This is a genomic window from Streptomyces sp. FIT100, from assembly GCF_024584805.1.
Classification (GTDB): domain Bacteria; phylum Actinomycetota; class Actinomycetes; order Streptomycetales; family Streptomycetaceae; genus Streptomyces.
This window is the reverse complement of record NZ_CP075715.1, coordinates 2,219,380-2,232,998: the sequence shown is the minus strand read 5'-3', so window position 1 is coordinate 2,232,998 and position 13,619 is coordinate 2,219,380. Positions and strand designations below refer to the sequence as shown.

Sequence of the window (13,619 nt, the reverse complement as noted above, 5' to 3'; positions counted from 1 at the left end):
GGTGCCCGGAGGGGGTGGGGGGAGTGCTGTTCAGGGCGGTGCCTTCCGGTACGGGCACGGTCACTTCACCGCGCCCGCGGTGAGGCCCGAGCGCCAGAATCGCTGCAGGCAGATGAAGGCGATGATGAGTGGGACGACGGCGACGAGCGAGCCGGTGATCACAAGGGAGTAGAACTCGGGCTGCAGCTGGGTCGTGCTGTTCCACATGAACAGGCCCAGGTTGACCGGGTACAGCTTGTCGTCGTTGAGCATGACCAGCGCACCGAAGAAATTGTTCCAGCTGCCGGTGAACGAGAAGAGGAAGATGGTCATGAAGCCGGGCGAGAGCATCGGCAGCGCGATCCGGGTGAAGGTGTTCAGCTCCCCGGCGCCGTCCACGCGGGCGGCCTCCAGCACCTCGTCGGGTACGTAGCCCTCGGAGAAGACGCGGGCGAGGTAGACCCCGAACGGGTTGACCAGCGCGGGCAGCAGCAGCGCCCAGTAGGTGTTGACCAGGCCGACCTTGGAGGCGAGCAGGTACATCGGCAGCTGGATCACCGTGGCGGGCACGAGGAGCCCGCCGAGGACGATCCCGAACAGCTTCTCCTTGCCGAGGAAGTCGTACTTGTCGAAGGCGTAGCCGGTGGCGACGCACAGCAACGTCGAGGCGGCCGAGCCGACCACGGAGTAGATCAGGCTGTTGCCGAACCAGCGCAGATAGATGCCGTCGTTGAAGGTGAAGAGGTCGGCGAGGTTGGAAAAGAGGTTGAACTCGCCGAAGGAGAAGCCGCCGGTGGCGAACAGGTCGCCGTGGTTCTTCGTGGCGGCGAAGAGCAGCCAGCTGACCGGCATCAGCATGTAGAAGGCGGCGACGAGCAGCACGCCGTTGACAACGCCCTTGGAGAGCAGGGCGACCGGGCGCTTGCGGGTCTCGCGGCGCTTGACCGCGGCGGCCGCGTCGACGCGGGCTTCGGCGGCTGCCGGTTCCTGGGTGGTGACCGTGTGTGTACTCATGCCGCCTTCCACCGGTTTCCGATCTTGGTGACGAGGTACGAGAGCACGACGCCGAGCGCGGCGAGCAGCAGGGACGCGGCGGCTGCGAGGCCGTAGTCGTGCTGGACGAAGGCGGTCTTCCAGATGTACATCGTGGGCGACCACTCGGTGTCGACGGCGGCCGTGCCGCGCTGGTTCAGCAGCTTGGGCTCGGTGAAGAGCTGGATGGCGCCGACGCAGGTGAACAGGACGACCATCACGACCGCGGAGGCGATCATGGGCACCTTGATCTGGAGGGCGGTGCGCACGGGCCCGGCGCCGTCGATGTCGGCGGCCTCGATGAGTTCGCGGGGCACGGCCTGCAGGGCCGCATAGAAGATGATCATGTTGTAGCCCGTCCACTGCCAGGCGGTCAGGTTCACGATGGACGAGTACACGTGGTCGGAGCTGAAGAAGTTCCACGAGCCGCCGGCGGCCTCGATCCAGTCGAGCACCGGGCTGAGTCCCGGGGTGTAGAGGTAGATCCACAGGATCGAGGCGATCAGCCCGGGGATGGCGTGCGGGAGGAAGAGCGCGAGCTGGAAGAAGCGCTTGGCGCGCGCCAGAGCGGAGTCGACCAGCAGCGCGAGGCCGAGCGCCCCGCCGATCATCACCGGGATGTACAGCGTGCAGTACAGGGCGATGTGCGCGAACGAGTCGCGGAAGCCCGCGTCGGAGAGCGCCCTGGCGAAGTTCCCGGTGCCGGAGAACGTCCGCTCGGTGCCGCCGAAGCCGAGTCCGGACGACTGCTCCGTGAACAGGCTCATCCACACGGCATAGCCGATGGGCGCCACCATCACGGCGGTGAAGAGCACGAAGAACGGGACGATGAACAGGGCGGCTGCGGCGCGCTGGTTGCGCTTGACCGGCGATCTGCCGGCAGGGGTGCGGCCGATGCGCGGGCCGTCGGCACGGCTGCCGTCGGCAGCGGGCGGGCGCACGGCCTTGGCGAGTGGTGCTGCCACGGGTACTCCTTGGCGGGTGGGCGCTCTGCGGGTCCGGGGAGATGGAGCGACGGGGCCCGGCCGGAGTCAGGGGCCGGCCGGGCCCCGTCGGGTCACTCGGCGAGCTTCAGCCCGCGGTCCTTGATGCCCGACTCGGCCTTCGCCTGGCCGGCGGTGACACCACCGGTGAAGTTGGTCTTGGCGGTCTCGTCCTGGATGGCCGTGTAGACGTCCATCTGGTTCGGTCCCCAGGTCCAGCCGGGAACGATCGTGTCGACCTGCTCGGAGGCCAGCTTGTAGAGGTCCTGGCCGTTGAAGTACGCGGTGTCGAACTTCGCGGCGGCCACCGCACGCATCTCCGGGTTGGCCGGCAGGGCGCTGCTGGGCTTCTTCGGGTCGCTGAGCCGGGCCTTGACCGCGTCACCGTTGGTGGTGATCCACTTGATGAACTCGGCCGCGGCCTCGACGTGCTTGCTGCCCTTCAGCACGCCGTAGGAACTGCCGCCGTAGTTGCCGCTGGCCGGGGTGCCCCAGTTGGGCATGGGCGCGGCGGCCCACTTGCCCTTCAGGTCCGGCAGGTTGGTCTTCATGCCGGCAGCGGACCAGGAGGCGCCGAGGATGGAGAGGGTCTTGCCCTCGACCCGGGCCTTGGTCTCCTCCGGGCTCCAGCCGGCGTAGGTCTGCACCAGGTCGTTCTTGACCAGGTCGTCCCAGTAGGCCGCGACCTTCTTGCTCGCCGCGTCGTCGACGGCGGGCTTCCACGCGTCGCCCTCGGTGCTGAACCACTTGCCGCCGGCCTGCCAGGAGAGTGCGGCGATCAGGGCCGGGTCCGACTTGGTCATGTTGGCCAGGCGGACGTTCTTGTCGGCCTTCTTGACCTTCTCGGCCGCGGCCTTGAACTCGTCCCAGGTCTTGGGGACCTCGATGCCGTACTTCTTGAACAGGTCCGTGCGGTAGTAGTACACCTGCGGTGCGGCGTCGAACGGAACGGTCCAGGTCCTGCCGCCGAAGGTCACCAGGTCCTGGATGGCCTTGGGGAACTTCTCCTTGACGGTGTCACCGGCGGCCTCCGTGAGGTCGACGAGGTTTCCCTGGCTCGCGAACTCCGGGACCATCTGGTACTCGATGGTCGCCACGTCGGGCGCGTTGCCCGCCTTCACACCGTTGGCCAGCTTGCTGTAGCCGTCCGCGCCACCGGGGATCTCGGTGAACTTGACCTGGATGTCCTTGTGGGTCCGGTTGAACTCGTCGACGGTGGCCTTGGCGCCGCCGGTCCAGGTCCAGTAGCTGATGGTGACCGGCTTGCCGTCGGATGCGGCGTCGGACGAGTCGCCGGAGCCGCCGCCGCAGGCGGTGGCGAGCAGGCCGAGAGCGGCGACGGTGGCGGTTGCGGCTATGCGGAACGAACGCGAAGTGCGCGACATTGCACGGCTCCTACGTGGGACCTCGTACGGGAGAGAGGCGAACGCAGGCCATCATTTGCGCCAACTCGATCGTAGTCAAGAGCGAATGAGCGAGACAATCAAAACGATCGTGTTTCGATCACGCGGAAGTGCCGTTCCTATCGACACCGCACGACGCCCGCACCCGCAATTCCGGCAGCAGTTCAAGGTGCTGACGCGGCGCCGGAACCCGGCCCGTCCTGCGCTCCGCCAGCCGCTGGAGCAGCAGCTTCGCCGCCAGCTCGCCGACCGAGCGCTTGGGCGGGGCGATCGCGGTCAGCGGCACATCGGCCAGCGCGGCCACCTCGTCGTCGTACGCGACCAGCGCCAGGTCGCCCGGGACGCTGATGCCGCGGGCCTGGAGCCTGGGCACCAGCACGATGGCGTCCTCGTCGCTGTGCACCAGGGCCGCCGTGACCCCGTGTTGTGCGACCGCCCCGGCCAGGTACTCCACCGGCTCGTCGTACAGCCCGGCCCCGCGGACCGCCGGCGAGCCCGGCACCGCCTCCAGGCCCAGGGACTCCACCGAGGCCCGGTAGCCCGCCGAGATCGCCTCCGCGTGCGGGCCCTCCTGGAGCACGGCGGCGATCGAGCGGTGCCCGAGGGACGCGAGATGGCTCACCGCCAGCGCGGCGCCGTGCGTCCGGTCGGTGCGCACCCGGTCGAGCTCCGCGGCGGGATTCCAGGGCGGCGCCGAGCGCTCGACGAGCACGGTCGGCACCTCGCAGTCGAGGAGCCACTTCTCCTGGCCTTCCGCGGGCACCCCGCCGAACCAGCTGGGGGCCACGAGGAGCCCCTCGGCCCCGCCGGCCAGCAGATGCTGCGCCTGCGCAGCGTCCTCGCTGTCGACATAGCCGGACATGCCGAGCACCAGCCTGCCGCCCTGCGCCTCGACGGCCGCGCGGGCGCCGTGCACGATGTCCGCGAAGATGGTCTTCGTGGTCGGCACGATCATTCCGATCGTAAAGCTGTCCGCAGCCGGCACGGCCGCCGGTTCGTCGGCCGGGGTGCTCCCCGGCCAGACCACCGCGCCGTGCATGCGCTGCACCTTGCCCTGGGCGGCCAGGGTCTCCACGTCCCGGCGCAAGGTCACGGCGGAGACGCCGAGTTCGGCCGCGAGCTCCGCGACGCGGAGGCTGCCCCGCGCCCGGACGAGTTCGAGCACCCGCTCGTGGCGTTGATCGACGTGCAGCCGCATGGGCTCCCCCTGCTCGCGAAGGCCGGACGGAAACGCGGAGGCAGGCTCCGCGCTGTCACTGTACGCCGCAATCGTATCGATCGGATGCGATCAATTCGATCGGTGGGCATGCGTGCGGCCACGGTCGCGGCCGCACGGAACGCGGCGGAATGGGGCAAGGCCCCGAAGCGGGGTCGCCGCTTCGGGGCCTTGCGTGTTCTCGGGGTGTGGCGCTGCCGGGTGGCGCGCTACCGCCGGTGGCTCAGTACCAGTGGTTGGCCTGCCAGAAGCTCCAGGCGGCGCACGGGCTGCCGTAGCGCTCGTTCATGTAGTCCAGGCCCCACTTGATCTGGGTCTTCGGGTTGGTCTTCCAGTCGGCGCCGGCGGAGGCCATCTTGCCGCCCGGCAGGGCCTGGACCAGGCCGTACGCACCCGAGGAGGCGTTGGTCGCCTTGTAGTTCCAGTTGGACTCGTGCGTGACGATCTTGTCGAAGCACTGGAACTGGGCGGCGGGCATCATCTGCTTCGCGATCTCCTGCGGGGTGGCGGCCGAGGCGGCCGTCGTGGTCCCCATCACCGCACCGGCCGCACCGAGGAGCACGGCGGTGCCGGCGACAACGGACTTGTTGCGGGCGGCGAAGCGGGTGAAGAGCGAGCTGGACAAGGCGATACCTAACGTCGGGGACGGGGGAGTCGCGAGGGCCGGGCCCAGCGGGCTTGTGTGCCGGGCTCGAAGCCCTGCGGTGCCTTGCGACGAGAACAGTTGTAGCCGGGGCGCCAGGGGCCGCGCCGTGACCGGGCTCACCCCGTAGTTACGACGTAGAAGGGGTATGACGGGACTAAAGTCCCGAAGCTGGCATATGGGGATACGGTGCAGGTGGGCAGGGGTGCGCTCGGGCCGATCGACCCTGGATCGCCTCTACGAAGGTCGATCGTTTTGGGACCAAAGTCCTGTGGGCCGCCTCACCCGTTCTGGACGGTCTTGGGTGCTTCCCGGCGGGTTTGCGGGGTCTCGAATGTGGCCCGGGCCTCGAAGGCGGCGCGGCGGGTGGCCCGGCGCAGCGCCTTCAGCAGGGTCGGACCGACGGTGAGCGTCAGCACGACGGTGATGGCGGCACGGCCCAGGTCCCAGCCGAGGGAGGTGGCGAGGACGTAGGCGCCGAAGCGGACCAGGTTCTCGTGCACCGGTGCGTCCGGGTGGAACGAGACGCCCGAGGCCAGGCCGGGGACGATCGTCCAGCCGTACAGGTTCATGACCGTGCCGTAGGCGAACGCCGCGGCGAAGCCGTACCCGGCGAGGAGCAGGACCTCGCCCCGGCCCCGGAGGCGGCCGGGGGCGGGCAGCAGCCCCGCGAACATCGTGAACCAGCCCATCGCCAGCATCTGGAACGGCATCCAGGGGCCGACACCGCCCGTGAGCAGGGCGGACGCGAACATCGTCACCGAGCCGAGCACGAAGCCGAGAGCCGGGCCGAGGACGCGGCCGCTCAGCACCATCAGGAAGAACATGGGCTCCAGGCCGGCCGTGCCCGCGCCCAGCGGGCGGAGCGCGGCGCCGACCGCGGCGAGTACGCCGACCATCGCGACGGCCTTGGCGTCGATGCCGCCGTCGGAGATCGTCGCGACGACGACGGCGACGAGGAGGGGGAGGAGCGCGGCGAAGAGCCAGGGCGCGTCCTGGGCATGGTCCGTGACGGCCGCGTCGGCGTCCGCGAGCAGGGGCCAGCCGAAGGCGGCGGCGCCGATGAGGCCGATGAGGACGAGGGCGGCGATCGAGCGGGGGCCGAGGCGGACGGGGCGGACGGCGCGGTCGGGGCGGTCGGGCCGGTCGGGGCGGGGGGTCATAGCGCCGCCTCGACCTGGGCGACGGTCAGCCAGGGCTGGGGGGCGAGGATCTTCGCCACCTGCGGCGCGAAGGCGGGGGAGGAGGTGACGACGTCGGCCGTCGGGCCGTCCGCGACGACCTCGCCGTCCGCGAGGATCACGACCCGGTGCGCCAGCTCGGCCGCGAGCTCCACGTCGTGGGTGGCCAGGACGATGGCGTGCCCTTCGGCAGCCAGGCCGCGGAGTACGGCGACGAGCCGGGCCTTCGCGGCGTAGTCCAGACCGCGGGTCGGCTCGTCGAGGAGGAGCAGCGACGGGCGGGCCGTGAGCACGATCGCGAGGGCGAGCGCGAGGCGCTGGCCCTCGGAGAGGTCCCGGGGGTGCGTGGCGTCCGCCACGCCGGGGACGAGCGCGGTGACCAGCCCCCGGCAGGTCCCGGGCGCCGCGCCCGCGTCGGCGTCGGCGGCGGTGCACTCGGCGGAGACCGTGTCCGCGTAGAGGAGGTCCCTGGGCTCCTGCGGTACGAGCCCGACGTGCCGGATCAGCTCGCGCGGGTGGGTGCGGTGCGGCGTGAGGCCGCCGCCGACGCGGACCGAGCCGGAGGTCGGCTCGACGGTCCCGACGAGGACGTTGAGGAGGGTCGACTTGCCGGCCCCGTTGCGCCCCATGAGCGCGACGGTCTCCCCGGGCCCGACAGCGAGCCCGACCCCGCTGAGCGCCTCGACCCGCCCTCGCCGCACCCCGAGCCGCCGCGCCTCGGCGACCGCGCCCGCGAGGGCGTGGGCGTGGGCCCGGGTCCCGTCTGTGGCGGGTGCCTCGCCGTCGCCGGCCGCGGACCGATGGGGGCGTCCCCGGCCTTCGGCCGGGCTGGGTTTCCCACCCGCACCACCCGTGCGGGCGGGAATCTCGGCTGCGGGTCCACCCGTGGTGGATGTTTCGCGGTCGGCGGCTGCGGTTTGGTGGGGGTGCGGCTGGTCTTCGTTCGTGCGGGCGGGAATCTCGGGTGTGGTTCCGGCTGTGGTGGGTGTTTCGCGGTCGGCGGCTGCGGTTTGGTGGGGGTGCGGCTGGTCTTCGGCCGTGCGGGGCGGAAGGTCGGGCGCGGGACCGGCTGTGGTGGGTGTTTCGCTGTTCGCGGGTGCGGGGCGGTGCTGGGCGGGCTGTGTGTCGTGTGCGCCGGTGGGGCCGTCGGCGGCTGTCGGCCGATAGGGGAGTGCCCGGGCTTCGGGCTTGGGTGCGGGGCCGTCTGTGGTGGGTGTTTCGCCGTCGGCGGCTGTCGGCTGGTGGGGGTGTGGACGGGCTTCGGTCGGGCGGGGCGGGAGGCCGGGTGTCGGGTGGGTGTCGTGCGGGTTCGCGGGGCCGCGGGCTTCCGGGCGTGCGTCGGGCGTGTCCGCGTTGCGGCCGAGCAGGCGGTGCAGCAGTGCGCGGATGCCGGGCCGGGGCTCGTTGCGAAGCTGCCCGGCGATCGGGGACACGGCCGGAGGCCGTACGGGGGTCCGGGGGCTCGCCCCCGGTTCGAGGGACGCGGACGCGGAGGCGTCCGCGTCCGCGAGGCGGGACCGCAGCGGCGCCGCCCGGCGCCGGGCGTCGCGGACCGAGAGGGGCAGCGGGCTCCAGCCCGCCAGGCGGGCCAGGGAGACCACCGGCGGGTGTACCGGCGAGACCGCCATGATGTCCGCCGGCGTGCCCATCACCGGCGCCGCGCCCGCCTCCGGCAGGAGGACGACCTGGTCGGCGTACTGGATCACGCGTTCCAGGCGGTGCTCCGCCATCAGCACCGTCGTGCCCAGGTCGTGCACCAGCCGCTGGAGCACCGCGAGGACCTCCTCCGCCGCAGCCGGGTCGAGCGCGGACGTCGGCTCGTCGAGGACCAGCACCTTCGGGTGCGGGGTCAGCACCGAGCCGATCGCCACCCGCTGCTGCTGCCCGCCCGACAGCGTGGCGATCGGCCGGTCGCGCAGTCCCGCCAGCCCCAGCAGGTCCAGCGTCTCCTCGACGCGACGGCGCATGACGTCCGGGGCCAGCCCGAGCGACTCCATGCCGTAAGCCAGCTCGTCCTCGACCGTGTCCGTCACGAAGTGGGCCGGCGGGTCCTGGCCGACCGTGCCGACGACGTCGGCGAGCTCGCGCGGCTTGTGGGTGCGTGTGTCGCGGCCGTCGACCGTGACCCGGCCCCGCAGCGTGCCGCCGGTGAAGTGGGGCACGAGCCCCGACACCGTGCCCAGCAGTGTCGACTTGCCGACACCCGACGGGCCGACGAGCAGGACCAGTTCGCCCTCGGGGACGGTGAGGTCCACCCCGGCGACCGTGGGCGTCGCGGCGTCGGCGTACGTCACCGAGACATTCTCGAAGCGGATCAACGTGATTCCTCCGGCGATACCGGTACGGGAGCTGTGAACGCGGGCACCAGGCCCACCAGGACCGCCGCCGCCGGCCACAGCGGCAGCACGGGCGCGGTGAGCGGGACGACGCCCGGACGCAGGGCGGCCGGGTCGTACGAGCCCGTCAGGATCACCAGCGCCGCGACCGCGACGCCCGAACCGGCCACCAGCCACGCCCGCACACCCCAGCGGTCGGGGCGGTAGCGGGTGCGGACCTGGCGTCGCCCGCCGAGCCACAGCCCGGCCAGCGCCGCCGCGAACCCGCCCAGCAGCACCGGCAGTCCGTACCCGGCGCCCTCCGCCGCCAGCAGACCGTACGACCCCGCGCACACCCCCAGCAGCCCGCCCAGCGTCAGCGCCGTGGTGGTGTGCCGGACGGCGGGCGGCACCGCGGCCGTGCGCCCGTAACCGCGCGCGTCCATCGACGCGGCCACCGCGACCGACCGCTCCAGTGCGCCCTCCAGCACCGGCAGGCCGATCTGGAGCACGGCCCTCACCCCGCCCGTCGGGCGGCCGCGCAGCCGACGGGCGGTGCGCAGCCGCAGCACGTCCGCGACCATGTTCGGCGCGAACGTCATCGCGACGACGACAGCGACCCCGGCCTCGTAGAGCGCGGCCGGCAGCGACTTCAGCAGCCGGGCGGGGTTGGCGAGGGCGTTCGCCGCGCCCAGGCAGATCAGCAGCGTCGCCAGCTTCGCGCCCTCGTACAGCGCGAAGACCAGCTGCTCGGCCGTGACCCGGCCGCCGATCCGGATGCCCTGCACCCATGCGGGCAGCGGGAGTTCGGGCAGGGTGACGAGGAGGTGCGTGCCGGGGATCGGCGAGCCGAGGACGACGGAGAAGACGAGCCGGAGCGCGAGGACGAAGAGCCCGAGCCGGACGAAGGCGCCGTACGAGCGTGCCCAGGGCGCGTCGGTGCGGCGCGCGGCCACGACATAGCCCGCGACGCCGACCAGCAGCCCGAGCAGCAGCGGGTTGGTGGTGCGGGACGCGGCCGTGGCGAGGCCGAGGGCCCACACCCACCAGGCCCCCGCGTGCAGGGCGTTGCTCCGGTTCGCCTCGGGCGCCCGAAGCCACTCGGGAACGGTCATCCGCGGCGACGGCGCGACCGTGACCGCGACTGCGACTGCCGGAACGCCGCGCCGCCCAGGGCGAGTACGGCCACGATGCCCGCGAGGACGCCGAGCGACGGGCCGCCTTCCGTGTCCTGCGCGGCCTGCGTGTCCTGCTGCGCGTCCTCCTGCGCGCCCGACGCGGGTGACGCGGGTGACGCGTGCGACGGGGACTGCGAGGCGGTCGGCTTCGCCGCCGCGATCTGCTCGCCGCAGCCCGACTCCGGGTAACCCGCGATCGCGCACAGCAGCGCGTCGCTGTTGTACCGCAGCGGCTTCGCCACCGCGGCCAGCGCCTCGGCGCTGCTGGCCGCCGGGTCGACCCGGGCGCAGGCGGTCCGCTGCTCCGGCGCCGGCGGGGCCTCGCCCCCGGGTGCGTCCGCCGGGATGCCGAAGTCGATGACGACGCCGATCCGCTTGGTGCCGGGCTTCGCGGGGGTGTCCGCGCACAGGGCCGCGAAGTCCGGGGCGGTGCGCGGCCGCGTCGAGTCCGCCGAGTCCGCACTGACCGCGAAGCGGAAGCCGTTCACCTCGCCGTCGGCGGGGCGGGCGGTCGCCGGGCCCTGCGTGGCGTACGCCCAGGAGCCCTGGGCGCCGGCCTGCCAGAACGACCAGTACCGGTACCCGGCCGCCTGCGCGGGCGACGCGACCGACAGCAGCGTCAGCGCCACGGCGGACAGGAGCGTCAGCGCTACGGCGGGCAGGAACGCCGGCGCCATGGCGGGCGGGCGCACCAGGCGCACGCCGGTGAACCGCCCGCGTATCACTGCTTGTTCTTCCGGCGGCCGCTGATCACGAAGCCGATGCCCGCGCCCGCCGCGAGGCCCGCGCCGACGATCCACCAGATGCCGGCGGTGTCGCTGCCCGTCGGCTCGTTCCCGGCGGTCGCCGGGGAGGGGGTCGGCGCGACGGTGGACTCGGGTGCCGGGCCCGTCGCGTTGAGCTGTGCGACCAGGTCGGCCCCGCCGAAGTCGCGCGGGTCGGCGCCGTAGGCGTGCGCGGCGAGGACCAGCTGCGCGTACGCGGCCGGGCCGTTCTCCTTCGCCCAGGCGGCGGAGTTCTGCTGGAGCCAGGCGAGCGCGCCGGCCGCCTTGTTCTTGTGCCCGGCGGCGGAGAGCGCGACGACCGCGTCCGCGGTGTTGCCGAAGTCGGGCTGGGGAGCCGGGTCGGCGGCACCCGGCAGCGGCGGCGAGTCGAGGTGGCCGGTCTTGGCGAGGGTGGTGGCGAGCCAGTGGGCGCCGTTGCGGGCGGACCGCTCCGGGGTCGGCTTCGCCTCGGTCTCGCAGGTCGGCGCACCGCCGGGCTTGGGGCCCTTGAAGGGCAGGGCGCGGCCGAGCCCGCCGAGCACGGCGGCGGCGGTGGCGTCGCCGTTCGCGAGCAGCTTGCCGGTCGTGTCCGGCTGGTACGCGAAGGCCCCGGCGCCCGCCGGGTCGGTGCACGGGAGCGCGAACGAGACGAGCGCGTCGTACGGCGTCCTTCCGTCGCCCGACGTCATGGTGCCCGGCCGGGCCTTCGCCGCCGCGAGGGAGCTGATCACGATCGCGGTGGAGTTGGCGTCGGACGGTGCTCCGGGGTTGTAGCTCCAGCCGCCGTCCTCGTTCTGCACCTGCTTCAGCCAGATGACGCCCTTGTCGACCGCGTCCTTGTGGCCGCCGAGCGCGACGAGCGCCTGGAGCGCGGCGGCGGTGGCGTTGGTGTCGAGCATCGTCTTGATGCCGCACGGCTCTGCCGGATCCGGACGGTACGAGGCGAAGGCGCCGTTCGCGCACTGCTGCCCGGTGAGCCAGTCGACGGCCTGCTCCGACGGGACGACCTTGACGGCGTCCTGCGCGAGCAGCGCCAGCGACTGCCGCCACACACCGTCGTACGTCGGGTCCTTCGTGCCGTACAGACCGGCCGGGAGCGCGGCCGACGGCGAGGGGGAGGGGCTGGGCGCGGCGGTCGCGGCCGGGGCAGCGGCCACGGCCCCACAGAGCACGGCGGAAGCGGCGGCGAGCGCGGCTGCGCTGCGGCGAACGGTCATGACGGGCGGTGCCTCTCCTGCGGGGAGCCGGACACAGGCACGCTCGGGCACCAGGCGCCGGCTCCGTATTCCTCGACGGTGCCTTCGGGGTGTCTTGTCCCGTGACGAGGCATTCCGACTGTCCGCCGGCGAGGGCGGCTCACGGCTGCGGGTCAGCGCCGGATTCGCACCGGCTTCCCCCCGTACGGGCTTGATGACGACTCGCACACTCTACCGGCCCGTACCGGGAGCGCCCCGGGTCGGACGGCAGGGCGTGGGTCACACCACGCCACCCTGCACACCACGCCACGCTGACCGCCGCCCCACGATGCACACCACGCCACGCTGACCGTCGCCCCACGATGCACACCGCCCTGCGCTTTGCACCGCCCTGCGCTTCGCACCGCCCCACGCTTCACACCGCGACGTACGTCACCGGGGAGCTTCCGGGTACAGCCTCCGCCCGGCCCAGCTTCACCAGACGGCGCAGATGGGCCTCCGCCTCCGAGACGGCGATGTTGCGCGACCCGAAGGGGATCCGGTCCCAGGGGCGGTTCCACTCCATGCGCTCGGCGAGCTGCCACGGGGTGAGCGGGGTGGTGAGGAGAGCCAGCAGCCCGGTGAGGCGGGCCTCGTGGTGGGAGAGGAGTTCGCGGACGCGCGCCGGGGCGTCGGTGAAGGCGTGCTGGTGGGCCGGGAGGACCTCGGCGGCGCCGAGGCGGCCGACGCGTTCGAGGGAGTCGAGGTAGTCGCCGAGCGGGTCGGTGACGGTGGAGTCGTCCGGGTCCTCGTAGAGACCGATGTGCGGGGAGATGCCGGGGAGGAGATGGTCGCCGGAGAACAGCCGGCCGCGGCCGGGGAGGTTCGCCGGATGATCCTCCTCCAGGTGGAGGCAGACATGGCCGGGCGTGTGCCCGGGCGTCCATATCGCACGCAGCCGGCGGCCCGCCAGGTCCAGCAGCTCGCCGGGAACGATCTCCCGGTCGGGCAGGGCGGCCGACAGTCCGGGCAGCGTCCGCATCCGGCCCTCGGCGCGGGCGGCGCGCAGCGGGGCGAGGTGCTCCTCGGGGGCGCCGACGGCGGCGAGCTTCGCCGCGAGGTAGTCGAGCCAGGCACCGGGTGCCGCGGCGCGGGTACGGCGCACGATGGCGGTGTCGGCGGCATGCATCGCGATCCAGGCGCCGGACGCCTCACGCACCTGCCCGGACAGACCGTGGTGGTCGGGGTGGTGGTGGGTGATCACGACACCGTGAACCTCGGCGACCGGGATGCCGACCGCGGCCAGCCCTTCGGTGAGGGCGGTCCAGGACGCCGGGTCGTCCCAGCCGGTGTCGACGAGCACCGGGCCGCGGCCGGTGTCGATGACGTGGACCAGCGTGTGGCCGAGCGGATTGTCCGGGATGGGGACCCGGAGGGACCAGACGCCTCCGCCGTGCTCCGTCACCTGTGGCATACGTCCTCGTCTCCCCTGTCCCCGTGGGCGGGCCGGGCATCGGCACGGGCACCGCCCACTATAACGAGAACTGATGGGGCGTCAGAAGGTCGGAAGGCTCTTCCGTGCCCCAGCACGCCGTGCCCTGCTCACCGCGGCTCCGGTCGTGCCGTCGAAGAAGCAGCCCCCGGGCTGAGGAGCGAGAGAGGGCGCTGCCGCGCCTGGCAACCCGGGGGCTTTCGTTCAACGGTGGGCCACTAGCGCCCGCCGGGTGGAGGAACGGAAGCGACGGCGGGT

11 protein-coding genes and 1 riboswitch are annotated in these 13,619 nt (G+C 72.8%); all 11 genes read right to left on the bottom strand.

Annotated elements, in window-relative coordinates:
• Nucleotides 1-60: 60 nt before the first annotated feature.
• Nucleotides 61-993: a carbohydrate ABC transporter permease gene (locus KK483_RS09685; RefSeq protein ID WP_262004815.1), complete on the bottom strand. Its 933-nt coding sequence runs from the start codon at nucleotides 991-993 to the stop codon at nucleotides 61-63.
• Nucleotides 990-1,976: a sugar ABC transporter permease gene (locus KK483_RS09680; RefSeq protein ID WP_313878623.1), complete on the bottom strand. Its 987-nt coding sequence runs from the start codon at nucleotides 1,974-1,976 to the stop codon at nucleotides 990-992. Before KK483_RS09680 ends, KK483_RS09685 begins: the two co-directional genes overlap by 4 nt.
• 92 nt (nucleotides 1,977-2,068) lie before the next feature.
• A complete protein-coding gene (locus tag KK483_RS09675) occupies nucleotides 2,069-3,379 on the bottom strand; it encodes an ABC transporter substrate-binding protein (RefSeq protein WP_262004814.1) in 1,311 nt (436 codons plus the stop codon).
• A 118-nt stretch (nucleotides 3,380-3,497) separates the two neighbouring features.
• Entirely contained in the window at nucleotides 3,498-4,595 is a 1,098-nt protein-coding gene (locus KK483_RS09670; RefSeq protein ID WP_262004813.1) for a substrate-binding domain-containing protein, read from the bottom strand.
• A 241-nt stretch (nucleotides 4,596-4,836) separates the two neighbouring features.
• Nucleotides 4,837-5,238: a transglycosylase SLT domain-containing protein gene (locus KK483_RS09665; RefSeq protein WP_262004812.1), complete on the bottom strand. Its 402-nt coding sequence runs from the start codon at nucleotides 5,236-5,238 to the stop codon at nucleotides 4,837-4,839.
• 299 nt (nucleotides 5,239-5,537) lie between these two features.
• Complete coding sequence (locus KK483_RS09660; protein WP_262004811.1) at nucleotides 5,538-6,419, bottom strand: ECF transporter S component; 882 nt, start codon at nucleotides 6,417-6,419, stop codon at nucleotides 5,538-5,540.
• Nucleotides 6,416-8,755: an ATP-binding cassette domain-containing protein gene (locus tag KK483_RS09655; RefSeq protein WP_262004810.1), complete on the bottom strand. Its 2,340-nt coding sequence runs from the start codon at nucleotides 8,753-8,755 to the stop codon at nucleotides 6,416-6,418. The genes KK483_RS09660 and KK483_RS09655 overlap by 4 nt, the downstream gene beginning before the upstream one ends.
• Entirely contained in the window at nucleotides 8,752-9,867 is a 1,116-nt protein-coding gene (locus KK483_RS09650; RefSeq protein ID WP_262004809.1) for an energy-coupling factor transporter transmembrane protein EcfT, read from the bottom strand. Before KK483_RS09650 ends, KK483_RS09655 begins: the two co-directional genes overlap by 4 nt.
• Nucleotides 9,864-10,607, bottom strand: coding sequence for an SCO2322 family protein (locus KK483_RS09645; protein WP_399016005.1), 744 nt, complete (start codon nucleotides 10,605-10,607; stop codon nucleotides 9,864-9,866). Before KK483_RS09645 ends, KK483_RS09650 begins: the two co-directional genes overlap by 4 nt.
• A 44-nt stretch (nucleotides 10,608-10,651) precedes the next feature.
• On the bottom strand, nucleotides 10,652-11,911 hold the full coding sequence (locus KK483_RS09640; protein ID WP_262004807.1) for a prenyltransferase/squalene oxidase repeat-containing protein: 1,260 nt from the start codon (nucleotides 11,909-11,911) through the stop codon (nucleotides 10,652-10,654).
• 108 nt (nucleotides 11,912-12,019) lie between these two features.
• Nucleotides 12,020-12,090, bottom strand: a riboswitch (cobalamin riboswitch).
• 215 nt (nucleotides 12,091-12,305) lie between these two features.
• Nucleotides 12,306-13,343 (bottom strand): MBL fold metallo-hydrolase, encoded by a 1,038-nt coding sequence (locus KK483_RS09635; protein ID WP_262004806.1) that lies wholly within the window; start codon nucleotides 13,341-13,343, stop codon nucleotides 12,306-12,308.
• Nucleotides 13,344-13,619: the final 276 nt, after the last annotated feature.

Excerpts from the sequence above, each read along its gene's own strand:
- KK483_RS09645 (WP_399016005.1), bottom strand. The coding sequence starts at position 10,607 with ATGGCGCCGGCGTTCCTGCCCGCCGTAGCGCTGACGCTCCTGTCCGCC.
- KK483_RS09640 (WP_262004807.1), bottom strand. The coding sequence starts at position 11,911 with ATGACCGTTCGCCGCAGCGCAGCCGCGCTCGCCGCCGCTTCCGCCGTG.
- KK483_RS09670 (WP_262004813.1), bottom strand. The coding sequence starts at position 4,595 with ATGCGGCTGCACGTCGATCAACGCCACGAGCGGGTGCTCGAACTCGTC.
- KK483_RS09650 (WP_262004809.1), bottom strand. The coding sequence starts at position 9,867 with ATGACCGTTCCCGAGTGGCTTCGGGCGCCCGAGGCGAACCGGAGCAAC.
- KK483_RS09675 (WP_262004814.1), bottom strand. The coding sequence starts at position 3,379 with ATGTCGCGCACTTCGCGTTCGTTCCGCATAGCCGCAACCGCCACCGTC.
- KK483_RS09685 (WP_262004815.1), bottom strand. The coding sequence starts at position 993 with ATGAGTACACACACGGTCACCACCCAGGAACCGGCAGCCGCCGAAGCC.
- KK483_RS09660 (WP_262004811.1), bottom strand. The coding sequence starts at position 6,419 with ATGACCCCCCGCCCCGACCGGCCCGACCGCCCCGACCGCGCCGTCCGC.
- KK483_RS09635 (WP_262004806.1), bottom strand. The coding sequence starts at position 13,343 with ATGCCACAGGTGACGGAGCACGGCGGAGGCGTCTGGTCCCTCCGGGTC.